Genomic DNA, 24,725 nt, shown 5'->3' with positions numbered 1-24,725 from the left:
ACCTGCGACCGCGGCACGGCCGCCGCGTACGTCTGCGCTGCTCACCCGTCGATGGCGGCCATGTCCGGCTCGGCGTGGCGATCGCCGGACGCCGGGGCCAGGTTGTTCAGCCGGGCGATCTGGCCGGCGGTGAGTCGGATGCTGTCGGCGGCGCAGTTCTCCTCCAGCCGGTGGACACGCTTGGTGCCCGGAATCGGTGCGATCCCTTCACCCTGAGCGAGCAGCCAGGCCAGGGCGATCTGTGCCGGCGTGGCCCCTACCTCGTCGGCGACGTCGCGGACCTCGTCGACGATGCGCAGGTTGCGGGTGAGGTTGTCGCCAGTGAACCGGGGGTTGGTACGCCGCCAGTCGGCGGCGTCCAGGCCGTCGAGCGAGCGGATGTCGCCGGTGAGGAAGCCGTGCCCGAGCGGCGAGTAGGGCACCAGGCCGATGCCGAGTTCCCGCAGAGTGGGCAGCACCTCCGTCTCGGGGTCGCGGGTCCACAGCGAGTATTCCGTCTGGACGGCGGCTACCGGGTGGACCGCGTGGGCCCGTCGGATCGTCGTCGCGGACGCCTCGGACAGGCCGATGTGGCGCACTTTGCCCGCGGTGACAAGGTCGCGCAACGCTCCCACCGTCTCCTCGATGGGCGTCTCGCGGTCGACCCGGTGCTGGTAGTAGAGGTCGATGTGGTCGGTTCCGAGCCGCCGCAGCGACCCGTCCACGGCGGCGCGGATGGTGGCAGCGGTGCTGTCCGGACCCGGTCTACCGGTGTGGGAGACGAGACCGAACTTCGTGGCCAGGACGACCTCGTCCCGGCGGCCCCTGATGGCGCGACCCAGCAGTTCCTCGTTGACGTACGGCCCGTACGCCTCGGCGGTGTCCAGATGTGTGACGCCGAGGTCCAGAGCGCGCTGGATGGTGCGGATCGAGCCGGCTTCGTCGTGGCCGGCACCGGTGTAGAAGGCCGACATTCCCATGGCTCCCAGGCCGATGCGGGAGACCTCGAGGCCTCCCAGCGATGTGGTGTGCATCAAGCGGTCCTTCCCTGGGTCGGTGGCTGTTCGCGCCTCCAGGGAGACACGTCCGACTGAACTTGACGCTTCAAGTTGTACACCCTCAAACTTGAAGCGTCAACAAATCGCTTGTATCGTGATCCCCATGACCAAGAAGGGGGCGGAAAGGCCCAGCGGCTCCGTTGCCGGATCCCGGTGGTTGAGCGACGACGAGCGGGCGGCATGGCTGGCCAACTCGGCGATCATGATCAGCCTGCCGGCTGCCCTGGACGCACGGATGCAACGCGAGTCTCAGCTGACCTTCTTCGAGTACATGGTTCTCTCGGTTCTCTCCGAGGAACCGGAGCGCACGATGCAGATGAGCCGCCTCGCCGCTCGTACTGCGGCGTCGCTGTCCCGCCTGTCACACGTCGTCGAAAGGTTGGAGAAACGTGGGCTGCTCGCCCGGGCCCGGGTCCCCGGCGCTGGCCGGCGCACCAACGCCGTGCTCACCGAGGTCGGCTACGAGGCGGTCGTGGCCGCGGCGCCGGGGCACGTCGCGGCGGTTCGGGAATACCTGATCGACCACCTCGAACCCCACGAGTTGGCGACGTTGACGCGCATCGGCACCGCGGTCGAGGCCGCCATCAACCGCCCCGCGGCATCGTCCGAGGCGGCCGCGCCGTAACCGTGGGGTCGGGGCTCAACGCATCGGGTGGCGCTCGGCGAACTCCCACACGATCGCGCTGGCGTCGGGGCCGGCGTGATCGGTGTAGCGGCCGTCGCCGTCCGGTCCCGGCCACGCGTGCCCCATGCCCTGGACGCGGTACGCCTCAACGACCGACGAACCGTCCGGTGCCGTGGTCGTCGAATGCGTGTACGCGTGCCGACGGTCGGCGGCTGGCACGGACACGGTCTCCTCGGTCGCGTCGAGGCTGCCGTTGGCCAGCCCATCGTCGACGAGATCGCCCACCGCGGTCCAGTGGGCGACGAGGCGGGTGGCGACCAGGGGTGGCACGACCTCGTCCCGCTCGCCCTGAATGATCAGCAACGGCACCCGTCGGGCCCGCTCACCCATCTGGGCCCAGGCCTGACGTGCCGTGTCCAGCGGCGACGTCGAATCCGGGTCGTCCGGGTCGACCTGGTTGAGCCCGTACTCCCCACCGGCCACCGAGGTCACCGTGGCGAAGACGTCGGGGTGGGTGGCGGCGAGGATGACGGCGGTCCCCGCGCCCGACGAGGCCCCGGCGACGTGCACCCGCGCGGGATCCGCGTCGTACTCCTCGACCACCTGGCGGGCGACACCGGCGAGCAAGGCGGGTTCGCCGGCGTGCCGCTGCTGGTCCCGTGGGTCGGCGGAGTTCCAGCAGGCGATGACGTTGCGGGAGATCAGTTGCGTGGGGTAGACGACGATGAAGCCCTCCCGGTCAGCCAGGCGGTTGAACTGCGTCGTGGACTTCATGGAGTTCCACCCGTAGCCGGTCATTGCGCAGCCGTGGATCGCCATGACGACCGGCAACCTGGCTTTCCCGTCCTGTTGGGGCGGAACGTGGACCTGGTAACGCTGCGACCCGGCGTCGCCGTTGTAGACGTGGTTGCGGTCGCCCTCGTCCATCTGCCAGGGCGCGCCGAGTTGAAGACCGGCGACGCCGAGGCTGGCGGCGGCCACGACGGTGACGAAGATGCCGGAAACGATCCGGAGCCATCGTCGTCGTGGACGACGCGGCGGGTGCGGCGGCGCGGTCACGCGGGCCTCCTTTTCGGTACGGGATCCACGTCAGACGGATGCCTTGGCCAGTTCCTTTGCAACAGGGCCTCAGCTCCGAGGAAGCACGGAAATGGCCACGATGGCGCTGTTGACGACGGTGGCCGTCACGGTGCGGGTCACGGCTGCCGCCGCGGCGTCGGCGCCCCAGTCGCCCTGTTCGAGTTCCTTGGCTCGGTTGATCACCGGTGCGGTCCACGGGATCTCGCGGTGGAACTGCGGGAGCGTCCCGCTCGCCGAGAGCAGCGCCGTGAGCGCGGCGACCCGGGCTTGCGGCTGCGCACCGTCCACGAGAACCTGCCGAACCTCGGCGAGCAGGCGGGCCCGTCGTTCGGTCCGGCCGTCGCGCAGGGCCGTCGTCCGGAACAGGCCGAGCACCTTGCGGGGCTCCTGGTCGATGTCGCCGCGTGCGACGAGCCGTCGCAGGACCGGCTCGCGCAGGACGGGACCGATCGCGGCCAGTGCTGTCTGCACCCCTCGGGGTTTCTCGGCGAGGTAGTCGTAGGCCGGGCGCAGGAGGCTGTCCGACGGTGGGTGACCCGGCACGCCGCTGACCCGCCCCCGGTCCGTCGTGGTCACGTGCTCGCCGAGGGCGAGGTCGGCGAGGACGGCTCCGCCGAGGACGTAGAAGAGGGTGTTCTCGCCGGCGATGGTCCCGGATGCGGGTTGGAACAGGAGCAGCAGGAGGTCTTCGACGAGGGTCGGGGTGTCCGAGCGGGGGTCGGTGCTCATCGGCGGGGCTCCCAGCGGAAGAGTCGGGTGGCGAGGTTGACGGCGATGACGACCCAGCCGAGCGTGGGCGCGAGCAGGAGCAGGGAGTCGGTGACGGCGACGCCGCCGTTCCAGGCGTTCATGATGAGTTCGGTGGCCGCGCCGCCGGGCAGCAGCCGCTTGAGCCAGGCGAGGTTCTCGGTGCCGGAGATACCCACCCACGTGGTCACGGCGATCACCCCGAGGGTAACGGGGAGGGTGGTGACCTGGGCGTGTTCAGGGGAGTTCGTCAACCCGGCCGTGGCCAGCGCCAGGCCGATCAGCATGGCCAGGGTCGCGAGGATCGCCACCACCAGCAGGGCGACGTTCGACGGTCCACCGGCGACCACGGCCAGGGCGGTGAGGATCGCGGCCACCTGCACCGCCGCGATGACGAGTACGGGCAGCAGCAGTCCGGCGAGGATGCCGGGGTCGCTCTCGGCGGTGGAGCGCAGCCGCTTGAGGAAGAGGTTCTGCCGCCGGGAGGCCAGGGTGGTGACGGCGGTGGCGTAGAGGCCGAACGCGGCCACGGTGAACGTCACGATCGCGGCGATGTAGCCGAGGCTCCCGAGGGCGGCGTACGTCTCGTGCTGACGCACGAAGAACGCGCTGACCGCGACCGGGATGATGAGGCTGGTGATCAGTATCAGTCGGTTGCGGAAGATCTGGATCAGTTCGCTGGACGCGATGGACAACACGGGTGAGGCTCCTTCGGGATGCGCGGATCAGTTGCTGATGGCGCGGAAGACGTCGTCGAGCCGGGTCGGCCCGGCCGCCAGGTCGCGCAGTTCCACGGCGTGGGCCTGCGCCCAGCCGAGCAGCAGGTGCAGGTCCTTCTGCAGCTCGAAGGACTCGACGGTGACCTTCCCGTCGGCGTCCACGTCGGCCTGCAGCGGTAGCGGCGGCACCGGTGCGGCGAGGGAGAAGCGGATCACGCCGGGGAGGGTGCGGGTCAGCTCGGAGACGGTGCCCTCGCGATGGAGGACGCCCTGGTGCATGAGCCCGATCCGGTCGGCGCGCTGTTGCGCCTCCTCCAGGTAGTGCGTGGTGAGCACGATGGTCGAGCCGTTCTCCCGGAGCCGGTCCACCGTCGCCCAGACGGCGTCGCGGGACTGGATGTCGAGGCCGGTGGTCGGCTCGTCCAGGAAGATCAGCTCCGGGGTGCCGTAGACCGCGGTGGCGAAGTCCAGCCGCCGCTTCTCCCCGCCGGACAGCTGCGCGACCTTGCGTCCGGCCCGGTCGGTGAGGTCGACCAGGTCGATCACCCGGTCGACGTCGTCGGTACGCCGGGTGAGCCGGCCGATCAGGCCGACTGACTCACGGACGGTGAGATCCGGGGAGAAACCGCTCTCCTGGAGCATGACGCCCATTCGGGGACGTGTCGCCTGCCGGTCGTCGGGGCGGTGCCCGAAGACGCGTACCGTGCCCGAGGTTGGCCTCCGGTGACCCTCGACGACTTCCAGGGTCGAGGTCTTCCCGGCTCCGTTGGTGCCCAGCAGTGCGTAGAGCTCTCCGGGTCGTACCTCGAAAGAAAGATCCTTCACAGCGTGGAAGTCACCGTAGGTGAGGTTCAGCCGTTCGACTTCGATGACGGGTGTGGTGGACATGCACCAATGACAGCGCGGGCGGGGCCGTCCCGTCAGTGGCGCCGTGTCATCACCGCATGTGACGTGGTGTCACTGGTCGTGGCGTCCGGCTGCCCGATACTGGTCTGGTGACCGCCAGCTCACCGCGCTTCACCGAGTCGACGCAGGGAAGGCTGCGCCGGCTCAATCTCGCCACGTCACTGCCGCCGGTGGTGTTCGCCGCGGTGGTCCTGGTCTACACCGACACGCGTACCTGGTGGCACCTGATCATCCTCGCGCCGGGGGCCGCGGCCGCCCTGGTGGCCTTCGAACGGTGGACGGCCAACGACCTCGCCCGGGTCGTGCTGCCCTGCCTGGTCGTGGCCGCGACGGTGTGGCCACTGGGAGTTCTGGTGAGCGGCAGCCCCAACGCCTACTGGGGGTTCTGCGCGGTGGCCTCCCTCGCCATGCGCGAGGTGCGACGGCACCGGAAGCTGGTGCTGGCCGCGCTGTTCGGCTATGTCGCGGTGGTCGGCGCGGCGCGGTTGCTGGTGCAGCGGGACGACATCGGCCACGTCCTGGTCACCTACGTTCTCATCCCGACCGTCCTGACCATTCTCGTGACGGTCTTCACCATCGTGGGCGAGCGGTTCTTCGACCTCATCCGCGAGCTCGAACAGACCCGGGAACGTGAGGCGGAGCTGGCCGTCGTCCGGGAGCGCGTGCGGTTCGCCAGCGACCTGCACGACATCCAGGGCCACACCCTGCACGTGGTCAAGCTGAAGATCGCCCTCGCCCAGCGACTGCTGCTGCGGGACACCGCCCGGGTGGAGCAGGAGCTGCGGGAGACGTACGCGCTGGTCAGCGACACCATCGCGCAGACCAAGGAACTCGCCTACGCACAACGACGGCTCAACCTCACCGCGGAGATCGAGAACGCGAAGAACCTGTTCGAGGCCGCCGGCATCCGGGTCCGGGTGACCCGGGAGGCCGAGGTCGACACCCGGGCCAGCGAACTGCTCGGCCAGGTGCTGCGGGAAACGACCACGAACATCCTGCGGCACGCGCAGGCCAGACAGGTGCAGATCACCCTCTCCGAGTCGGGCATCACCATCGTCAACGACGGGGTGAGCGCCACCGCGCCCCCGGAGCTGCGCGGGCTGGCGGCGCTGCGGCAACGGGTGGCGGGCGACGGAGGCGAGCTGACCGTGCAACAGCAGCAGGGGACCTTCCGGACGGCGGCGACGTTCCCCGCCGCGCGTGCCGACACGGAGCGGGGTGACGGCCGATGACCACAATCGTGCTCGCCGACGACGAGGCGCTGCTGCGCACCGCTCTGGCCGCGCTGCTGCCGATGGAGGGCGACGTCACCGTTCTCGCCGAGGCGTCCGACGGCGAGACGGCGGTCGAGGCCACCCTGCGGCACGAGCCCGACGTGCTGGTCATCGACCTGGAGATGCCGGGCGTGGACGGTCTCGGCGCGGTCGCCGAGATCCGCCGTACGCGCCCGGAGCAGGTCGTCCTGATGCTGACCCGGCACGCCCGCCCCGGCGTGCTGCGCAAGGCGCTGAAACTCGGCGTGCAGGGCTTCGTCAGCAAATCCGCCGAGCCGGCGCACATCTCCTCGGTCATCGCCACCCTGCACGCGGGCAAACGCTGGATCGACCCGGACGTGTCCGCGCTTGCCGTCACCGAGGACAACCCCCTCACCGACCGTGAGGCCGATGTCCTGCGGGTCACCGGCGAGGGTTACTCGGTCGCCGACATCGCCGTCCGGCTCCACCTCGCCCCGGGCACCGTCCGCAACTACCTCTCCAACGCGATGCGCAAGACCCAGACCCGGACCCGCCACGAAGCGGCCCGCTACGCCCGCCAACACGACTGGCTGTGACCGACGGGTGACCATGTCAGACCAGCATGGACACCGCCGTTTCCGTCTTCGACCGCATGCCGGATCCCTGCCACTGTCGAGTCCTGTCCGACCGGCGCGCCCGCGTCGGACTCACGGCACCGACAAGGAGCGATCATGATTCGTGCGACACACCGTCTGGTGGCCGCGGCGGCAGTGGTGTCAGTCGCCGCTTGCGGCCCCGTCGATGCCGCCGAGCAACCGGCCGGCGACGAAGGCCCGACACGCGGCGACGATGTCCATCCACCGAACCTATACCCGGAACGCATGGACAAGGTCGCAGGGATCACGATGGGCATCGTTCGTCGGCGGCCCGAGGCGCCGCCGACCTGACCACTCAGCAGAAGCCGTACGCCAGGTGGAGGGGTCCGGGATGCCGCTGCGGCCCGGACCCCTCCGGCCTCATCCGCCTGCCGGTGTGGGACGGAGGAGGGGTCTCTCAGGTCACCCGCAGCGTTGGCCGTTGAGGGTGAAGGCGGTGGGCGCCGGATTGGTGCCGCTCCACGTGCCGTTGAAGCCGGTGCTGGTGGACGCGCCGGGGGCGAGTCTGCCGTTCCAACTCATGCTGTCCGCGGTGACGCCCGTTCCGTTCTGTTTCCAGGTGGCCGACCAGCCTTGGCCGACCTTCTGGCCGGCGGTGGGGAAGTCAAATGCGAGTTTCCATCCGTCGATCGCGGCGGTGCCGGTGTTCTTGATCGTCACGGTCGCGGTGAAGCCGCCCGGCCAACTGTTCGCCGCGTAGGCGACCGCGCAACTGCCGGTCGGGGTGGTGGTCGCGGTGCGCACGGTCAGGCCGGGCGAGGCCGCCGAGACGTTGCCCGCCGCGTCGCGGGCGGTCACCACGAAGGTGTACGGGGTGTCCGGCGTCAACCCCGTCACTGTGTACGTGGTGCCGGTGGCGGTGCCCACCTTCACGGTGCCGGTGGCGTCGACCCGGTGCACGTCGTACCCGGTGACGGCGGTGTCGTCGGTGGACGGCGCCCAGGCCAGCGCGATGCTGTCGCTGGTGATCGTGCCGGCGGTCGGCTTGCCCGGGACGGTCGGCGCCCGGGTGTCGCCGGGGGTGGTGCCGCGCGGCAGCACCAGGTGGGTGATCGAGTTTGCCGGGAAGGTGGTCGTGAGGCCACCGGCGGTCACCGGAAGGTCAGCCTCCCGGACGACACCGGCGAGGTTCGCCCCGCTGTAGCGGTAGACCTGGGCGGTGCTGGCGGAGGCGCCGCTGAGGGCGACCGAGCTGGTCAGGTCGTCGCCGGTCTTGTTGACGACGACCACCGTGAGTGCCTTGTCGGCGCTCCGCTCGGCGGCGTACACGGCTAGTTTGCCCTGGTCGGCGCTGGTGGCCTGGACGGAGGTCTCGCCGAACGCGCCGCCGGAGCCGTCGTAGTTTCGGTAGATGCGGAAGGCGTTGGTCACCGGCTGGTCGGCCGTCGGTGCGGTCCAGAGGGTCGCCAGGTCGAGTCCTTCGCGGCCGAAGATGCCGAGTACGTCGGCCTGGGCGAGCGCGCCGTTGAGTGAACCGTAGCCGCCCCAGTTGTATTCGGTCATCGCGATCTTCGTGCCCGGGTAGTGCTGGTCGACCAGCTCGCGCAGGCGCGGGATGTACCGGACCGGCTGGTTGATCCAGCTCTCGTCCACGTAGGTCGGGTCCCAGAGCTGGCGGGTCGACCGCAGTCGCAGTGCCTGGGTGTTGGCGTCGCCGGCCGCGTCGCCGAGCACGCCGGACTGCTGCGGGTAGAGATGGACGTCGAAGTAGTCGAGGATGCGGGTGCCGTGCTGCTGCTCGTACTCGCGCATCCGGTCCAGATACCACGGGCCGAGGTCCTGGCCACCGTGCGCGGCCTTGTCCGGGGGGTTCGACCAGCAGCCGGTGCGTGAGCAGGTGTCCTGATCGAGGCCCGAGTAGAAGATCGAGTTCAGACCCCAGCCGACGGGACCGAGTGTCTTCGCGCCGGGGTCGGCAGCCTTGATCGCGGCGGCGTACTCGTAGGTGCGGTCGCGTAGCTCGTCGTAGCCCAGTCCGGTCGGGCGGACGTCGCGGTGGGTGGAATGCCACAGGTCCGGCTCATTGTCCAGGTTGTAGAACTGGACCCCGCCGTCGGCGGCGGCGCCGAACTGCCCCTTGAGGTGGTTGACGAAGTCGGTGGCGTACTCCGGGCCGGCGGGGACGCTGGTGTCCTCCGGATCGTTGCCGGTGACCAATGACCCGTCCGGCTTCTTGCCGTTGCCGCAGTCCGGCGCCCACTGGTCGGTGGACTCCTGCGGGCCGTACTTGGCGACGCTGAAGCCACAGGCCCGCGACCGGTCCTTGGCGATCCAACCGAGCATCGGCATTGTCATGACGGTGGCGGCGCCGGTGGCCTTGTTCTGCTGCACGAACCGGTCGGTCTCCGAGCCTGCCGGGAGATCTTCCGGAGTCGGGTTGTCGTTGGGGATGTTCTCGAAGTACCAGTCCGCCGCGCGGTTGGTGGTGTCGGCACGGAAGTTGTAGCGGGTGGTGGCGTTGCCGCCGTAGCGGTGCACCGGCAGCCGCAGGTCGCGGGCGAGCGCCTCGTCGGCGAAGTTCATGCCGTAGATGTACGGGCTGATCTGGTGCCGGGCGGTGGTGGTGTCGACGGCCAGCGCCGGACCGGCTACCGCCAGGGCGGGCTCCGGCAACACCAGACCGCCGAGGGCTGTGGCGAGCACGACCGGGAGTAGAGCGGTGGTGGGACGCACGAGCCTTCCTTTCGAATAGAAGCCCAACGATGGGAGCGCTTCCACAGGATTGCGCTCTCCTGACTCCTAGTCAACGCCGAAGGCTGATTGTGGATCATCTCGAGGCGAGCGATTTACGCTCGGGTGAGCGGCCCCTCGGCCGGGTCCGCTGGTGCGCGCCCGGTCCAGCACCACTGCCAGTGACATGGTCGCGGTCCGCGGCTGACCGAACTGCAGCGCGGAATCTGTGATCGGCGACGCGTCGCGGGTGCCCTCTCATCCCGATGACGGCTTGGCTGCCGCCCGCGCCGCCCTTCGCCGCACGGAACCCGCCAGGAGCAGGACGGCCAGGAGACCGCCGGCGCCGGGGCCGAGGATGGCCATCCACGACATCGACCGTCCGGTCCGCGCCGGATCGTGCTGGTCGGCCTTCACCTGGGAGACCGGACGGTCAGGCTTCTTCTCGTCCGGGCCGACCAGGCGGCCGACCGACGCGTCGGGGGAGAGCGCGAAGCCCCAGTTCAGCAGCGCCGCCGCCTCGCCCAGGCTGCCCAGCGGTGCGGTCTCCGCGCCGAGCAGGGTCACGGCGAGCCGTCGTCCGTTGCGTTCGGCCACCCCCACGTACGTCTGCCGGGCCAGGTCGGTGAAGCCCGTCTTTCCGCCGAGCGTCCCCGGGTAGCGGTCCAGCAACGTGTTGTCGTGGGTGAGGGAGAGGCCGGGCCGTCCCGGACCGGCCGGTATCTCCGCCACCCGGGTGGCGACGTACCGCCGGAAGTCCTCGCGGGCGTAGGTGGCCCGCGCGATCAACGCCAGGTCGTATGCGCTGGTGTACTGGCCGGGACCGTCCAGGCCGGACGGTGTCGCCGCGTGGGTCTGGTTCGCGCCCAGCCGGTGGGCCTCGTCGTTCATCGCCTGCACGCCGCCCGGCCGGCCGGTGGTGCCACCGCCGACACGGGCCAGCACGTTGGCGGCGTCGTTTCCCGACTTCAGGAGAAGCCCCAGCCACAGGCTCCTGATCGAGTACCGGCCGCCCGGCACCACCCCCATCACCGAACTGGCCGGATCGAGATCGTGCAGATCCGCCCGGGTCACCTCGACCACCTGCGTCGGGTCGAGGTGAGGCATCAGGGCCGCGGCGAGCAGCGTTTTCTGCACGCTGGCCGGCGTGCGGCGTTCGTGCGGTCCGCACCCACCCAGCACCGCGCCACTGTCGAGGTCGGCCACCAGCCACGAGGTGGCGGTCACCGCCGGGGCCTTCGGCGCACCGGCCGGAATGGACAGTCCGGCCGTGGCCAGCGACTCACCGCCCACGGCCAGGTCGGCGGGACCGACCGGCGGCGGAGACGGTGCGGGCGGTGGGGCAACCGGCGGCTTCACGGCCGGGCAGGGCACGTACGGCGCGGCCAATCGCGCCGGTGATGCGGGCACCACGGCGGGCGTGGTCAGACTGAGCGCCACCGCGACAATGCAAATGATGGTCACGTCAAAGGACCGTAATCGCCAATGGTGCGGGCGTGGCCCGGTTGCAGAAAGTGGTCCCGGGAGGGCGGGTATTCCCGGCCTTGGCCCGGACGGCACTGCTTCTATCGCCTTGTGCCGTTTCGCGCGGCTCCGAGGGCCAGTGGGGACGGACGTGTCAGCGATGTTTCGGCCATTACGTCGAAACGGATGTGAACAGACATCGCCGGCCTGTTCGTGTCATCAGGCGGCTGTCGGAATACCGGAACAGCGGAAATGAGGCCGGCGAGGGTGCTGAGGTAGGTCGCGGCGACCGACTCTCAGCACCCTTCCGCAGCGCTCGCTGCCCTGGCCCGGATCTACTCGTTCAAACCCGGGATGATGTTGTGGTTCACGCGGAAGATGTTCGTCGGGTCGTAGCTGCGCTTGACCGCAACCAGCCGCTCGTACGTCTCCGCCGGGTAGGCCGCCGCGACCCCTTCCGCGGTGGCGTCGCTGGCGCCCAGGAAGTTCACGAAGCGCCCGCCGGTGCTCCACGGCTGGATGGCCCGGACCAGGCGGGTCAGGTAATCCTGGAACGCCGCGGCCTGGTCCGGGCCGCCGATCGCGACGGCGTAGAAGGTGAAGGCCGCGTCCCGCAGGTCGATCGCGTTCGTCGGCTCCGGGCGGCGGTCGAAGGCCCCGCCGAGGTGCCGGATCTCCAGCACGGTCAGCGGGCTCCCCGTGCCGGGGCCGGCCTGGGCGATGATCGTGTCGACCAGCTCCGGGGTGAACTCCCGTAGCAACGCCGAGCGGTCCACGAACGGAATCGGGGTCGGCGGGTCAGCGTGGATCGAGCCGATCGCGCTGTACGGCATGTCGGTCACCGAGTCGATCAGTGTCGGGGCGATCGCGCGTAGTGGGGCGATCAGCCGCTCACCGTCCTCCGCCGCGCCGAGGTAGGCGATCCGTACGTGCGCCACCAGCCGGCCGCGGAGCGGCTCGGGAACCTCGGGGACCGGAGGCAGTTGCAGCAGCGCGACCGACGAGGTCAACTCGTCCGGCACGCCGGCGGTCCATCGGCCCCACCCGTTGAGCACCTCGGCCGCCTGCTCACCAGGGAAGAAGAGGCCACCGCCGTAGATCTGGCTGACCGGGAAGAGGTCGAACTCCAGCGCGGTGACGACGCCGAAGTTGCCCTTGCCGCCGCGCAGCGCCCAGAACAGTTCTGGCTCGTCGGTCGCGGTCACCGTGCGTAGCTCGCCGTCCGCGGTGACGAGTTCGATCAGACGGACGTGGTCGGCGGCGAAGCCGAAGGTGCGGCCGATCGGGCTCAGTCCACCGCCGAGGGTGTAGCTGACCGCGCCGACGGTCGGAGCAGCCCCGCTCAGTGGCGCCAGGCCGTGCTTGGCCGCCGCGTCGACGACCTGCTGCCACCGGACGCCGGCTTCGATCCGGGCGGTACGCGCCTCGGCGTCGATGACGACAGCGTCCATCCGCCGGGTGGTGATGAGGAGCGCTCCGGCCGAGGGAAGCGCGGAGTGACCGGTGGCGAGCACCGCGACCGGCAGGCCCTGCTCGGCGGCGAAGCGGACAGCGGCCTGGACGTCGGCGGCGTTGGTGGCGCCGACCACGAGCGCCGGCTGCTGCGGGATGGCGAGGTTGTACGACGCGCACTCGACGTCGTACCGCTCGTCACCGGGGAGTAGGACTGGTCCGACCGTCTGGGCGGTGAGCCGTACTGCGGCATCCCCCGTGATCGGAGTGCCGTCCTCGGCTGGATTATGGATGGGATTCATCGAACTCTGCCTTCCGCAAGTCGGAACGTGGCGACCGCATCCGGACGTCATCGCGCGCCGAATGGTTCGAAATTCTGTTCCTGTGAGAGCTGTCTCACGCTGCCGATGGGCCTCCACCAGGCGGTGACGGTGGCGGCGCGATCGTCTGCGGGGTTACGCGATCAGGTGGATCCCCTGAGTGACGTCGCGCTGGCTGCGCTGCGCCTCTCGGTCACTGGTGAAGACCACAGTTCTGCCGTCGACCGCCGGCCACGTGCCGTTGCCACGCGTGCTCAGCTGAACCGCCGGTGTCCAGCCCGTTGCCGCCAGACGAGACGTGAAGATTTTCCAGCGCCAGTCGGCGGAACGGGAGTCGTACCAGACCGCGCGGACGGAGCCGTCGGGGTCGACGCCCAGCCGGGGACGCTGGCTCATGGCGTTGGCGTCGAGACCGACCGCTTCGGCCGCCGACCAGGTCGTGCCGTCGGCCGACCGGCTCGCCCGCAGCGAGAGATTGGCCCCGGAGGCCGAGAGTGCCTTGGTTTCCCAGATGACAACCAGGACACCGTCACGGCCCACGGCGACGCTCGGGTGACGGTCGGCCGCGTTGTCGTTGGCGCTGACCCGTATCGGCGCGCCCCAGCCGTCCGACCGGCTGCTCCGGGCCGCCGCCAGGATCTCCCAGTTGTCAGGGTTGGTGCCACCACTGGCGGCCTGGCCGGTCGGCGGGGTGTGGCCGGTCCAGCCCGCGTCCGGGTCGAACCGGTTGTCCTGCCAGGTCACGACGATGCCACCGTGCTGAGTCACCGCCACCGACGGGAAGAGCGAGGCCGGGTGAATGGGCGAGCGGGCGTCGTCCGGCGTACCGGGGACGATGACCTTGCCGGCGGCGGAGATGTTGACCGGGCTCCGGTCGACGCCGACCACCTGAACGTGGACGTCGAACGCGCCACCGCTGTTCTGCGCCCAGGCCACCACGGGGTACCGGTCGTCGAGCAGAGCAAGGGCGGGCTGCTCGGCACGGGCCTGGCCGTTGCTGAGCTTCACCGCGGGCTCGAAGCTCTTGCCGCCGTTGCGGCTGTGGCGCAGGTAGATCTCCGGCCGGTGGGGCTGCTCGTGGCCTCGGGAGTCCTGCCACACCACCCAGACGTCGTCGCCGGAGGCCGCTACCCGGGGCGCCCGTGCCGTACCCGAATCGCCGGAGAGCACGACTCCCTTGTCGGCGTGCTTGTTCCCGTGCCCGTCCAGCCGGCGGTACACCACCGACGTACGGTGGTCCCGGTGGGCCTGGGCGACCACGTGGGTGACCCGACCGGCCTCCGCGACGTCGGCGAAGCCAACGAACTCGCCCTGCTCACCCAGCACCAACTCGGCCCGGTCATTGCCGTTGGCCGGCTGCGGCAGTGCGATCTCGGGCGCCGGTTCGGCTGCCCGCCGCACCGACACGAACACCGGTGACGTGGCGCCGCGCAACTGGTCGGGCAGGTTCGGGTCGACGTCGCGGCCGGAGACCTCACCCGGCCCGCGCGCCTCCACCCGGTACCAGCTGTGGTCCCCGGTCAGCGTGAGCGGGAGCAGGTACGTCTGGTCGTCCTTGGTGGGGACGAAGGTCGCGACAGGGCCGGCCGAGCGGCCCGGTGCGGCGTAGACGAGTACCCGCATGCCGATGGCGGACCTGGCCCGGACCCGAAGCGCGGCGTGCTTCGGCAGCTTGCGGCTGGCGACGATCACCTCGTCGCCGCCGATGGCCTCGAACCGGCCATCGCCGTTGACGTCGGCCTCGATGGTGACGAAGGGCCCGCCCGGGCTCAGCGATACCGTTGTCCGGCCCGCCTTCAACGCGTCGAGGATCGCCCGGACGGAGCGTTCTGCGGCAAAGACCCAGGTGGTCGGTCGACCCGGGGCGTTGGTCGGTCGCAGTTCCTTGAAGTGGCTGTCGCTGGCCGCTACCGCGCCGAAGCGGAACCCGTGGTTCCAGCGGTTCTCGGCGTACTCGATTTCGACTTCGGGGTTGCTGCTGACGTTCCAGACCTCGACGGTGTCGATCCCCTGTGCGCTCGCGTTCTCGTTCGGTCCGTCGGCCGGGGTGTACTCGCCGTCGTCCGGGTGGGCGACCGACCAGACCGCGTCCTGGGCGTGCGCGTCCCAGATCGACTGCTGCACATGACGAAACGGCGCCGAGCCCGGCGGGTTGCCGCCGTCCACCACCGTGTCCACCGCGCCCAGCACGATGGCGTGTGGTGATCCGTTCGCCTCCTCACCGTTGAGCAGAAGCAGCCGGTCGGACTTCCAGAGCGGATCCCAGTGCTGGTCGAAGGTGCGGTGGTCGGTCAACGGCAGGAAGGCCAGGCCGACCGACTCCGCGTAGCTGATCTGGTCACTGACCGGCAGGTTTCCCGGATCGCGCTGGTTGGTCAGCTGACGTGGGGCGCTCCCGTCCGACGAGTGGTCGTCGTGGACGTGGGTGTCACCCGGCAGCCACGTGCCCTTCGGCTCGTCGTGCCCACCGGTCTTACGCTCCTCGCCGGTGTCCGCCCAGGCCGCAGCCCCCGGCAGCAGTCCGGCGGCGGCGACCGCGCCGGTCACGGCAATGAACTGTCTGCGGTCTAGTTCCATCTGGTCCCCATTTCACGCGAACCGCGTCAACCCGCCGCTACACGACGCCTCGACCGATTCGATCAAGATCATGCACGGGAGACGCTAGCCAGCCGAAGCGGTCGACCTGGTGAACCGGAAGTGAATCCGCAATGGCGGCGGCACTAGCTACCTACCAGTACGGCGCAGGCGCTGATCAACCGACGGAAACCACTTGAGCAGGCAGGGGGACCCTGATCCGGGATGTGCGTCAACGCGGGCCAGACTTTCGGGCCTTCCCGATCACGCCGAGGTGGGTGTGCTCGAATCCTTCGGCCGTCTTGAGGCCGTAGCCGAGGCCGCGATCGACGCCGATGTGGAACACCCAGGCGAGGGCCAGAACTCCGAGCCAAGCGATCTGGTCGCCGAACCCGGCCGCGGCCACGGCTACCGCGCCCAGGGCTGCTGGCAGCGTGTAGGAGTGCGCCAGGTTGTAGCAGAAGGCCCCGAGGCGTGGCCCGCGCAGGTAGCCGAGCATGGACAGGTCGAAGACGAGGAAGAGGGCAAGCAGCGACCACCACGGGTACCCGGCGGTGACGGTCACGACGACGGCGAGAGCCGCGACGACGAGGCCCTCGACGCGCTGCGCTGTGATCGGACTCAGATACGGCATCTCCCACCTCGATGTCGGTCAGGGGCACTGGCGGTTGTCTTACCGTCGCTGGCCTGACCTCGGGCAGAGGATAGACCGGCGGTGACGACCCTCGTGCTCTCTTGCCGGACGCCAGCGTCGTCGAAGGCGTCGCAGTACGGTTGAGGACGGCAGCCCGCCGTGCACGATCAACTGTCCGACGGGGTTGCGCCTGATCTGCGGGGGCCGGTCCGGGTCTCGGCCCCGCCGTCCACGAGTTCGTACTGCAGCGCCCCCGAGGGGCAGCGCCCCACCACTTCGGCCAGGCGCTCGGCCTCGGCACCGTCGGGCCGAATCCACGGGCGCTGGCCCGTGTCGAAGACCTCCGGCAAGCCGCGAACGCACTCGGCGGCGTGCCAGCAACGCCCCGCCTCGAACGTGACAGTGATCTTCCGGCCCTGGTACGCCTTCTTGTTGGTTCCGCCGCTCACAACGGCCTCCCTCGTCGCGTCGTCGCCATGCCCGGCCGTTCAGTCACTGACCCTGCTGTGGGCCTGGTACACCAGGTCCTGATACTCGGGGTGCCTGGCGATCCACCCCGCGATGAATGGGCAGGTGGCCAGGACCAGCAGGTGCGCGGCGCGCGCCTCGTCGAGGGCGGTGCGGGCCAGTGCCGCCCCGACTCCCCTTCCCTCGTACTTCGGCGAGACCTCGGTGTGCACGAACGCGACGAGTTCCGTGGTGCGGATGTACTGCGCTACGCCCGCGACCGTGGACTCTCCGTCGACGCGGGCCTCGTATCGCTTGGCCTCGGGGACGTCACTCACTCTTACTGCCATGTGCCCTCCAGGTGTCTTCAGCGTGGATCTCACGCCACGGTGGTTCGGTCTGGCTGGTGCGTCACTTGGTGTCACCGGTCTCCGGGCCCGGACCCGCTTTCGGGACTTGGTGGACAACGCGTCGCTGGACGTCGCCAAGTTGTGCGGGCGCAGCCGTCTCCGCGTCGCCTCGGTAAACGCCGGGCATCCCGCGGTCACCACCCAGTGTCCGTCAGCAACCGGCCGCGACCAGTGACACCGCGTCACATGCGGTGATGACACGGCGCCACTACCGGATCGGCTGTGTACGCGCTTCCAGGAGGCGTGTCCAACCAACCGGTCATCGAAGTCGAACGGCTCAATGTCATCCATGGCGGCACTCATTCAGTGAGGGCGCTCTCTTCCAGGCACGGCGGCAGTGCGTGGGTGCAGGCGCAGCCCCAGGGATGAGCGGCGGGTACGTCCCGGTGGGTGCGGTCGCGACCGGCGCGAAGCAGGTCTTCATCGCCGGCCAAGTGGCCGTCGACGCGGACGGGGGCACGGTCGGCGCCGGAGACCTCGCCGCGCAGGTCGAGCGCCCTCGCCGGCCGCGACTACCTCGTCGAGGTCGAGGCCACCGCCGTCATGGACTGAGAGCTACAACCTCCATCGACCGGACTCACTGTCCGACACGCCCGGCCGACCCACATTCCAAACGCGCTCTCAGCCGCCCCGGAGCCGCTCGGACAGCTCGCAGACCGCCGCCTCGTATCGGTCGTCCGTCACGCACGGCTGATGACCGCACATCGGGGGCCACACCGTGTCGCGGCCTCGGGCATCGAGATCCTGCGGGTCCCGAAGCCGGCGGTCCACCTCGGACCGCTGCGGCAGCGCGTCGTCACCCCCGCGCCCGGACGTGAAGATCCAACCGCCGATGGGATCGGTGTCACGCCACAAGTTCACCCAGCGCCAGCCCAACCGGCGGCCGGCCTCACTCAGCACATCCCTGCCTACGTACGCCGGGAACAGCGCGCTGTAGAAGCGTCTCAGCGGGGAACCGTGCGTCAGCAGGGCGACCCTGGAGCGCACGGACGGTTCCAATTGCAGGACGCTCGCCAGAGCGAGTACCGACCCGTGGCTGTGCGCCGTCACCAACACATAACTCCCTTGCCGGACCAGCATGCTGATGCGGCACGCGAGTTCGGGTACGGCGCGCTCGGCGTAACACGGTGGGGCGAAGGGGTGAGCGGCACGCGGCCAGAACATTCCGAGGTCCCAGAGCATGCCGATATAGCGACGAAAAGTGGTCGTGCGGTAGGCGAACAGCCCTCCGAAGAACAATCCGACGAACAGCAACGCCATCAGGTAGCTCCCCAACTGAGTGCCCGCACTGACGAAATCGGACGGCAGGCTGACCAGGCCCTCCACGGCGACACTCGGCTGCAGTTCGTCCAGGGCCAGAGCTGTGAAACCCAGGCTCAGCGCGACGAGGCAGCAGTAGGTCACTCCGAGCGGACACAGTCGTTCCGTGAATTGCGCCCGGGCGATCGCGTCGCGCACTTGTGCCCGCCGTCGGGCCGTCCCTGCATCTGCCTCAGGAAAGTCGCGCGCGACGATGCTATCCGCTGTCCGCCGTCGGTGCCTCCGCGTGAACAGCACCATCACCGCACCCGCGACCGCTGCGCCAATGACCGACGCGAAGAAGCCGAACATCGTCCACTTGTATGGCAGAACAGGGCTGGTGGGCAGCACATCGGGGGTGGGCAGGTCGCGGTCGAGGTAGTCCGATACGCGGTAGTTGAATTCGGTGGCGAAGCTGACCGCCAGTCCCACCGCCAGACACGCGAACAGCGGTGCACCGGACCAGCGCAGCCTCGCAAGGCTGCCCTCCCGGCCCATCAGTGCGGCGATCCCGAGCAGCACGAGCAGGACGCCCTGTGTCCCGAAGAGCAGGACGACCGCGATGTTGTGGCCGGGCAGCCCGTTTTCGGCGGGCCACTCGCTGCGGTCGAACGCGACCCGCCCGATGACGGCGATCGTCACCACCACGGCAGTCGACCGCAGGGCATGGACCACCCCATCGACCACCGGGGTGCCGGCTACGGCGTCGATTACGGAAGGTACGCACGCCAGTGCGACAGCGGTGACAAGGACGAGCACGGCGCAGAGCGTGAGCAGGATGTTGAGGAGGCTCGGTCCACGCGCAGCCCACAACGCCGCAATCAGACTGAGATCGAGCACAGCGAGACCGGTCGCCACATGGATGGAGCGAAGTCGCACCACCCCTGGCGTGGCGTTATGTGTCCCGATCGAGCCCAGTGCCGTGTCGGCCGGCTCGCCCGTAGGCGGGATGAAGTTTTCGTACCAGTGACCGCACCGGGAGCCCACCAGCCACAACACCCAGATCGCGGCGACGGGCACCAGCGCTAGCAGCGCAATGCGCAATCCGATCGGTTGACCGCCGAGCCAGGACAGCCAGGTACGGCCCCCGAGGCAACTGCCGAGGGACATGCACTTGCAGGCGATCAGGTCCAACGCCACGCCGACGAAAGACAGGACGTACAGGGCCGTGAGGCTCAGGCCGATCAGCCTGCAGCCCACCCAGACCACACCGCCGCTGACCTTCGCCCGCGGCCGCATCCAGGCCGCCGCGTTGCACGCCATGAACGGCAACAGCAGCACCAGCGACAACGTCCTCGCGGCGGCACCGCTCCGTAGATCACTCCATCGGTACGTCTCCAACACCACGCCGCAGGCGCCTCGGGAGTCACCATAGCCACTGCGGGGCCGGTAGAAGCCGCCCTTGCTGTCGCCCGCGACCCGCTGCACGTGCGGCCGATCCAGGATGTCATCCGCGCTGGCACCCATCACGCCGTGCACCCGCAACTCAACGACGTCACCCGGCGGGTGAGACCCACCCGATGTACGGCACGGCGATGATTCCGGCATTCTCACCTCGCGGGCTGGGACAGACCTCGGAGCGAAGCGCTGGCCAGCCGCATACCCGAACGGACCCATTACAGACGGGACAGCGTAGGTTTCCGTGTTGATCCGAGTGCGGTCCGTGGGACAGTGCGGTCAGAAGGGTGTTGAGGTCGGTCGTCACAAACGGATCTTCAACACCCTTCGTCTACGCCAACACCTGCATACGTCCACCGCCGCCCGGCCCGCGACTACGAGACCTACCCCAGCACGTGAGAGGCCGTAATTCGATGGGCTGCGCGCGGCGGCATGCTTCGCCCTCACCCAAGGCAAACCGCCACCCGCCAACAACGCCGCGCTTTCAGCACGCCCGAGTGACACAAAATGCGAAACCCGCTCTCAGTGTGTGGATGGTGCTCACGGTGCCTTGCGTACGTCGGACAACTCGCGCCTGAACGTATGGACTTGGCACCTCGAGAGGCCGGGACTGCAAATAGGCACCCGCCCTCTTCGGCCGGCCGTATAGTCACCGAGAGACTGCCGTCGGGACATCTTCCGCTGAAGGGGAGTCGGTCGCGATGCGAGAAATTAGCGATGAGTTTTTTTTGACAATGGCAGAAGTTTCTGCTGCTCTTGTCGGCACACTTCTCGTCGGAGTCTTTTTCTACCTCGACTCCGACCTGCACAAGACCCGCCAGGGCGCAGCCGCGGCCGACCGCTACATGCGCTCGGGAGTGCGGTGGATCTTCTTGGTCTCGGCCGTGCCGCTCATCGTGTCCCTCACGCTCGCCGGCCTGGAGCCGTTCTGGGGTGCTCTCACCTTCATCGCGCTCTCGGTCGTACTGGTTGCTTCAACTGCCAACACGACCTACCGCACAGTCGCTCGCGGCGCCTCGGCTATATCGACCGCCTTCGTTGTAAACGAAATCGTCACCACGGTCGCAGTCGTCGTCCTTGTCACGCTGCCCTGGGTGCTTGGTGGCTGGGTGCCACCGCCACCTGCCTTCGTGCCCTCGCTTCTGCTGGCCTTGGGATCTGGCTTCTTCAGCATTGTGGCGCTCGTCATGACTCTCTTTGGGCCGGCCCGGCAGGACGACACCCCTCCGTAGCACCCAGCGTGCGCTCAGGAGGCTCCGCCCTGCTTGAAGCTGCCGGTCCGCTTGGAAAGTACCCGGGCCACCGGCCGTCGATAAGCAGAGCGGGCACGGTGACCCCGAGGGCTGGGGCCCGGGCAGCACACGGAGGTGCTCCCCGGCGAGGGCGTCGTCCGCCGCCGTCCATTCACCGCCGCGCAGTGCGCGGGGCGACACAGCCCCGCCCAGGACGGCCGGCCATCGACTTCGATGACCGGCTCACTGGGAGGACCGCGCTGCGCGTCGATGCTGAGACCCAGCGATCGGCTCAGCAGCGCGGTCACCCTCGTTGTGGCAGGGTCACGCGGAGTTGCGCCACTTGCGGCCGTGTCGGCCGATGAGCCGGTCGGCGTCGGTCGGGCCCCAGGAAGCGGCCTCGTAGGTGGGGATCGGCGAGTTGTCCTGCTTCCAGTTGTCGATGATCGGGTCGACGATCCGCCAGCACTGCTGCACCTCGTCGCTGCGGATGAACAGCGACGCGTCACCGATCAGCGCGTCCAGGAGCAGACGCTCGTACGCCTCCGGGGACTCCTCGACGAACGTCTGGTCGTAGGAGAACTCCATCGTGGCGGTGCGGACCCGGAAGGAATGGCCGGGCACTTTGGCGCCGAAGCGCAGCGAGATGCCCTCGTTCGGCTGGATCCGCAGGATCAGTGCGTCAGCGTCGAGGCCGGTGAGCTGGTCGGTGGGGATCGGCAGGTGCGGCGGCCGTTGGAACTGCAGTGCCACCTCGGTGAGCCGGGCCGGCAGGCGCTTGCCGGTGCGTACGTAGAACGGCACTCCGGCCCAGCGCCAGTTGTCCACGTTGAGCCGCATGGCGGCGTAGGTCTCGGTCCGCGACAGGGGGTCGACGCCGACCTCCTCGCGGTAGCCGGCCATCAGCTCCTCGCGGGTGCCGCCCCGGGTGTACTGTCCCCGGACCGCGGCCTCGGCGATGTCCCGGTCGGTAGGGAGCCGGATCGCCTGCAGCAGCTTCACCTTCTCGTTGCGCAGGCCCTCGGCCTCGAATGAGGCCGGTGGCTCCATGAGTGCCAGCGCGAGGACCTGGAGCACGTGGTTCTGCACGATGTCCCGCATCGCGCCGGCGTCCTCGTAGAAACCGCCGCGGCTGCCGACGCCGAGGGTCTCGGCGACGGTGATCTGCACGTGGTCGACCCAGGAACGGTCCCAGATGGGCTGGAAGATCGAGTTCGCGAAGCGCAGCGCCAGCACGTTCTGGACGGTGTCCTTGCCCAGGTAGTGATCGATGCGGAAGACCTGGTGCTCGTCGAACGCGCTGTGCACGACGCCGTCGAGTTCGCGGGCCGTGACCAGGTCGCGCCCGTACGGCTTCTCGATGACCAGGCGGGAGAAGGATCCTTCGCGTGGCTGGTTGAGCCCGACAGCGGCCAGTCCGTTGATCACCGGCTCGAAGGCCCCGGCCGGGGTGGACAGGTAGAAGAGGCGGTTGCCGGACGTGCCCCGCTGTGCGTCGAGCTCGTCGAGGGTCTCCACGAGCCGCTTGTAGGTCTCCGGGTCGTCGTAGCCGCCGGCCACGTACCGCACGCCGCCCTGGAGCTGGTGCTTGCTGGCGAGGGTGCGGTCGCCGAGGGCGCTCTCGGTGAACTGCTCGTCGGTCATCGACGTGCGCGCGACGCCGATCAGCGCGAACTGGTCCGGGAGGCGCTCGTGGCGAGCCAGGCTCTCCACTGCGGGCAGCAGCTTACGCCGGGTCAGGTCACCGGAGGCACCGAAGATCACCAGCGTGGCCGGCGGGGCAGTCCGCTCCTGGATGAGCTGAGATGCGTGTTCCATGGTCTGCGTTCCTCCGGGCACAAGGGGTGGGGGTGGGGGGTGCCGTGTTGCCATGCCAGGGATTGTGCGGCTACGGGTAGGGGCTACCCGCGGGCAGCCTGCCGGTGCTGCCGCGGGCTCACGCCACGGCGGCGCTTGAAGGCGGTGCTCAGGGCGAAAGAGCTGCCGTAGCCGACCTGGTGGGCGACCGCACCGACGGTGGCGTCCCGTTCGCGCAGCAGGTCGGCGGCGAGGGCCAGCCGCCATTCGGTGAGGTATGTCATGGGTGGTTCGCCGACCAGCGCGGTGAACCGGCGGGCCAGCGCGGCCCGGGAAACCCCGCTCTGGGCAGCCAGTGATGCCACGGTCCAGGGTTTCGCGGGGTTGTTGTGCAGCAGTTGCAGGGCCCGGCCGACCACGGGGTCGCTGTGTGCTCGGTACCAAGCAGGGGCCTTGGCCCCCGGTCGGGCGAACCATTCACGCAGCGTGGCGATCAGTAGTAGGTCGAGAAGGCGGTCGAGCACGGCTTCCTGACCGGGGTCGTTCTTGACGATCTCGGTGGCCAGGAGCGGTACCAGCGGGGTGTCCCAGGATTCGCGCCGGACGACCATCAGCGGCGGCAGCGCGCCCAGCAGTCGCTGACCAACGACGCCGTGCGTCGTGTACGTGCCGGTGAGCAGGATCGTCGAACCGTCCAACCCGTTGCCCCACGTCCGTACGCCCAGTTGGGTCATCTCGAACAGTTCCTGGCCGTCCGGAGTGGTGCACCGTTGACCCTCATGGATGATCACCTGCGGTGCCGTGGCCGGGTTGTCGGCGACGGTGTACGGGCCGGGGCCGCGCATGATCGCCACGTCTCCGAGGCCGAGCCGTACGGGAGCGCCGTCTTCGGGAACGATCCAGGCATCGCCCCGGACGTTGGCCAGCAGGGCGAGCGGCGCCTTATCCCTGATGGCGATCGACCAGGGCGGCATCAGGACCGAGCGGAGCAGGAACGCGCCCTGCGCCCGGGGTCCGTCGAGCAGACCGGAGACAGCATCCACGTAGACGATTGAACATGACCATGCGCGTCTTGGCTATGTGTAGTCTCACCGATTCGCACTTCAATGGTTCGTATGACAAACAAGCGAGAGCAGAAGGCGGTCTTGGTCCTAGGCGGCACGGGCAAGACCGGGCGCCGCGTCGTAGAGCGGCTGCGGGGCAGGGGAGTGTTGGTCCGGGTCGGTTCTCGGGCCGCCGAGCAGCCCTTCGATTGGACGGACCGGACGACCTGGGCGCCCGCGCTCCACGATGTCGGCGCCGTGTACGTATCCTTCCACCCAGATCTCGCCGTACCTGGTGCGCCGGAGACGGTCGGTGCGTTCGCCGATCTCGCGGTGGCCTCGGGGGTCTCCCGGCTGGTGCTGCTGTCGGGCCGGGGTGAGGACGAGGCGCAGGCTGCCGAGAAGCTGATCCAATCCGCCGGCGTCGAGTGGACGATCCTGCGGTCGAGTTGGTTCAACCAGAACTTCAGCGAGGACTACCTGCGGGAGCCGGTCGTGGGCGGCGAGGTGGCTCTCCCGGTCTCGACCGTGCCCGAGCCGTTCGTGGACGCCGAGGACATCGCCGAGGTGGCCGTGGCGGCACTGATCGAGGGCGGACACGCGGGGCAGCTCTACGAGTTGACCGGTCCGCGGCTGCTCACCTTCGCCGACGCGGTCGCCGAGATTGCCGGGGCCACCGGCCGGCGCATCGACTTCGTTCCGGTCTCTATCGAGGACTACACGGGGGCGTTGACCGCCGAGGGCGTGCCGGTGAAGGTCGTCGAGTTGCTGACGTACCTGTTCACGGCCGTCCTCGACGGTCGCAACGCCCACATTGCCGACGGGGTGCAGCGTGCCCTGGGCCGTCCGCCGCGCGACTTCGTCGACTACGCCAAGGAGGCAGCCGCCGCCGGTGCCTGGAACAGGGCGTAAGGCGGGGAGTGCGCGGGGCCGCGACCCTGGGCACCTGCCGTGCCCGCACCCGCATGGATCAGCAACCT

General features: G+C 69.4%; 21 protein-coding genes. 6 read left to right on the top strand and 15 right to left on the bottom strand.

The annotated features are described in order from the left end of the window. Nucleotides 1-41: 41 nt before the first annotated feature. Nucleotides 42-1,013, bottom strand: a complete 972-nt coding sequence (locus tag QCZ28_RS08545; protein WP_279516068.1) for an aldo/keto reductase — start codon at nucleotides 1,011-1,013, stop codon at nucleotides 42-44. A 127-nt stretch (nucleotides 1,014-1,140) separates the two neighbouring features. Between QCZ28_RS08545 and QCZ28_RS08540 the strand changes: the two genes are divergently transcribed. Beyond that, the gene (locus tag QCZ28_RS08540; protein WP_279516067.1) at nucleotides 1,141-1,662 is read left to right on the top strand and encodes a MarR family winged helix-turn-helix transcriptional regulator; all 522 of its coding nucleotides are present in this window, start codon (nucleotides 1,141-1,143) and stop codon (nucleotides 1,660-1,662) included. Nucleotides 1,663-1,677: 15 nt separating this feature from the next. Here QCZ28_RS08540 and QCZ28_RS08535 read toward each other — a convergent pair whose 3' ends face one another. The 4 genes from QCZ28_RS08535 to QCZ28_RS08520 form a co-directional block, all read right to left on the bottom strand. Beyond that, a complete protein-coding gene (locus tag QCZ28_RS08535; protein WP_279516066.1) occupies nucleotides 1,678-2,721 on the bottom strand; it encodes a PHB depolymerase family esterase in 1,044 nt (347 codons plus the stop codon). Nucleotides 2,722-2,790: 69 nt separating this feature from the next. Continuing rightward, complete coding sequence (locus tag QCZ28_RS08530; protein WP_279516065.1) at nucleotides 2,791-3,471, bottom strand: GPP34 family phosphoprotein; 681 nt, start codon at nucleotides 3,469-3,471, stop codon at nucleotides 2,791-2,793. Continuing rightward, nucleotides 3,468-4,187: an ABC transporter permease gene (locus QCZ28_RS08525; protein ID WP_210864585.1), complete on the bottom strand. Its 720-nt coding sequence runs from the start codon at nucleotides 4,185-4,187 to the stop codon at nucleotides 3,468-3,470. Before QCZ28_RS08525 ends, QCZ28_RS08530 begins: the two co-directional genes overlap by 4 nt. Before the next feature lie 27 nt (nucleotides 4,188-4,214). Continuing rightward, nucleotides 4,215-5,096, bottom strand: a complete 882-nt coding sequence (locus QCZ28_RS08520; RefSeq protein WP_279516064.1) for an ABC transporter ATP-binding protein — start codon at nucleotides 5,094-5,096, stop codon at nucleotides 4,215-4,217. Nucleotides 5,097-5,203: 107 nt separating this feature from the next. Here QCZ28_RS08520 and QCZ28_RS08515 point away from each other — a divergent pair, with 107 nt between their 5' ends. The 3 genes from QCZ28_RS08515 to QCZ28_RS08505 all read left to right on the top strand — a co-directional run bounded on the left by QCZ28_RS08515 (nucleotide 5,204) and on the right by QCZ28_RS08505 (nucleotide 7,296). Beyond that, nucleotides 5,204-6,346, top strand: a complete 1,143-nt coding sequence (locus QCZ28_RS08515) for a histidine kinase (RefSeq protein ID WP_279516063.1) — start codon at nucleotides 5,204-5,206, stop codon at nucleotides 6,344-6,346. Further along, nucleotides 6,343-6,945 (top strand): response regulator transcription factor, encoded by a 603-nt coding sequence (locus QCZ28_RS08510; RefSeq protein WP_279516062.1) that lies wholly within the window; start codon nucleotides 6,343-6,345, stop codon nucleotides 6,943-6,945. Before QCZ28_RS08515 ends, QCZ28_RS08510 begins: the two co-directional genes overlap by 4 nt. 135 nt (nucleotides 6,946-7,080) lie before the next feature. After that, nucleotides 7,081-7,296: a hypothetical protein gene (locus QCZ28_RS08505; protein WP_279516061.1), complete on the top strand. Its 216-nt coding sequence runs from the start codon at nucleotides 7,081-7,083 to the stop codon at nucleotides 7,294-7,296. A gap of 111 nt (nucleotides 7,297-7,407) precedes the next feature. Here QCZ28_RS08505 and QCZ28_RS08500 read toward each other — a convergent pair whose 3' ends face one another. The 8 genes from QCZ28_RS08500 to QCZ28_RS08465 all read right to left on the bottom strand — a co-directional run bounded on the left by QCZ28_RS08500 (nucleotide 7,408) and on the right by QCZ28_RS08465 (nucleotide 19,754). Next, the gene (locus QCZ28_RS08500; RefSeq protein WP_279516060.1) at nucleotides 7,408-9,678 is read right to left on the bottom strand and encodes a glycoside hydrolase family 44 protein; all 2,271 of its coding nucleotides are present in this window, start codon (nucleotides 9,676-9,678) and stop codon (nucleotides 7,408-7,410) included. A 255-nt stretch (nucleotides 9,679-9,933) separates the two neighbouring features. Further along, nucleotides 9,934-11,139: a serine hydrolase gene (locus QCZ28_RS08495; protein ID WP_279516059.1), complete on the bottom strand. Its 1,206-nt coding sequence runs from the start codon at nucleotides 11,137-11,139 to the stop codon at nucleotides 9,934-9,936. A gap of 335 nt (nucleotides 11,140-11,474) precedes the next feature. Continuing rightward, nucleotides 11,475-12,893 (bottom strand): FAD-binding oxidoreductase, encoded by a 1,419-nt coding sequence (locus tag QCZ28_RS08490; RefSeq protein WP_279516058.1) that lies wholly within the window; start codon nucleotides 12,891-12,893, stop codon nucleotides 11,475-11,477. A gap of 153 nt (nucleotides 12,894-13,046) precedes the next feature. Further along, a complete protein-coding gene (locus QCZ28_RS08485) occupies nucleotides 13,047-15,458 on the bottom strand; it encodes a CehA/McbA family metallohydrolase (RefSeq protein WP_347815095.1) in 2,412 nt (803 codons plus the stop codon). A 259-nt stretch (nucleotides 15,459-15,717) separates the two neighbouring features. Beyond that, nucleotides 15,718-16,119 carry a DUF4260 domain-containing protein gene (locus tag QCZ28_RS08480; RefSeq protein WP_279516056.1) on the bottom strand — a complete coding sequence of 134 codons (402 nt, stop codon included), beginning with the start codon at nucleotides 16,117-16,119 and terminating at the stop codon, nucleotides 15,718-15,720. A gap of 167 nt (nucleotides 16,120-16,286) precedes the next feature. Beyond that, a complete protein-coding gene (locus QCZ28_RS08475) occupies nucleotides 16,287-16,568 on the bottom strand; it encodes a (4Fe-4S)-binding protein (RefSeq protein ID WP_279516055.1) in 282 nt (93 codons plus the stop codon). A gap of 39 nt (nucleotides 16,569-16,607) precedes the next feature. Beyond that, nucleotides 16,608-16,916 (bottom strand): GNAT family N-acetyltransferase, encoded by a 309-nt coding sequence (locus tag QCZ28_RS08470; RefSeq protein ID WP_279516054.1) that lies wholly within the window; start codon nucleotides 16,914-16,916, stop codon nucleotides 16,608-16,610. A 681-nt stretch (nucleotides 16,917-17,597) separates the two neighbouring features. Further along, nucleotides 17,598-19,754 (bottom strand): hypothetical protein, encoded by a 2,157-nt coding sequence (locus QCZ28_RS08465; protein ID WP_279516053.1) that lies wholly within the window; start codon nucleotides 19,752-19,754, stop codon nucleotides 17,598-17,600. A 620-nt stretch (nucleotides 19,755-20,374) separates the two neighbouring features. Between QCZ28_RS08465 and QCZ28_RS08460 the strand changes: the two genes are divergently transcribed. Beyond that, nucleotides 20,375-20,905: a hypothetical protein gene (locus QCZ28_RS08460; protein WP_279516052.1), complete on the top strand. Its 531-nt coding sequence runs from the start codon at nucleotides 20,375-20,377 to the stop codon at nucleotides 20,903-20,905. Nucleotides 20,906-21,229: 324 nt separating this feature from the next. On the opposite strand, the gene zwf is transcribed toward QCZ28_RS08460, so the two are convergent. After that, complete coding sequence (zwf, locus tag QCZ28_RS08455) at nucleotides 21,230-22,723, bottom strand: glucose-6-phosphate dehydrogenase (protein ID WP_279516051.1); 1,494 nt, start codon at nucleotides 22,721-22,723, stop codon at nucleotides 21,230-21,232. An 83-nt stretch (nucleotides 22,724-22,806) separates the two neighbouring features. Beyond that, nucleotides 22,807-23,745, bottom strand: a complete 939-nt coding sequence (locus QCZ28_RS08450; protein WP_279516050.1) for an AraC family transcriptional regulator — start codon at nucleotides 23,743-23,745, stop codon at nucleotides 22,807-22,809. Nucleotides 23,746-23,817: 72 nt separating this feature from the next. Between QCZ28_RS08450 and QCZ28_RS08445 the strand changes: the two genes are divergently transcribed. After that, nucleotides 23,818-24,657: an NAD(P)H-binding protein gene (locus QCZ28_RS08445; RefSeq protein WP_279516049.1), complete on the top strand. Its 840-nt coding sequence runs from the start codon at nucleotides 23,818-23,820 to the stop codon at nucleotides 24,655-24,657. Nucleotides 24,658-24,725 lie beyond the last annotated feature (68 nt).

Source organism: Micromonospora sp. DH14 (assembly GCF_029809455.1).
GTDB classification, from domain to species: domain Bacteria; phylum Actinomycetota; class Actinomycetes; order Mycobacteriales; family Micromonosporaceae; genus Micromonospora; species Micromonospora parva.
Note: the sequence above shows the minus strand (reverse complement) of the source record. Positions and strands in the feature narration are given on the sequence as shown.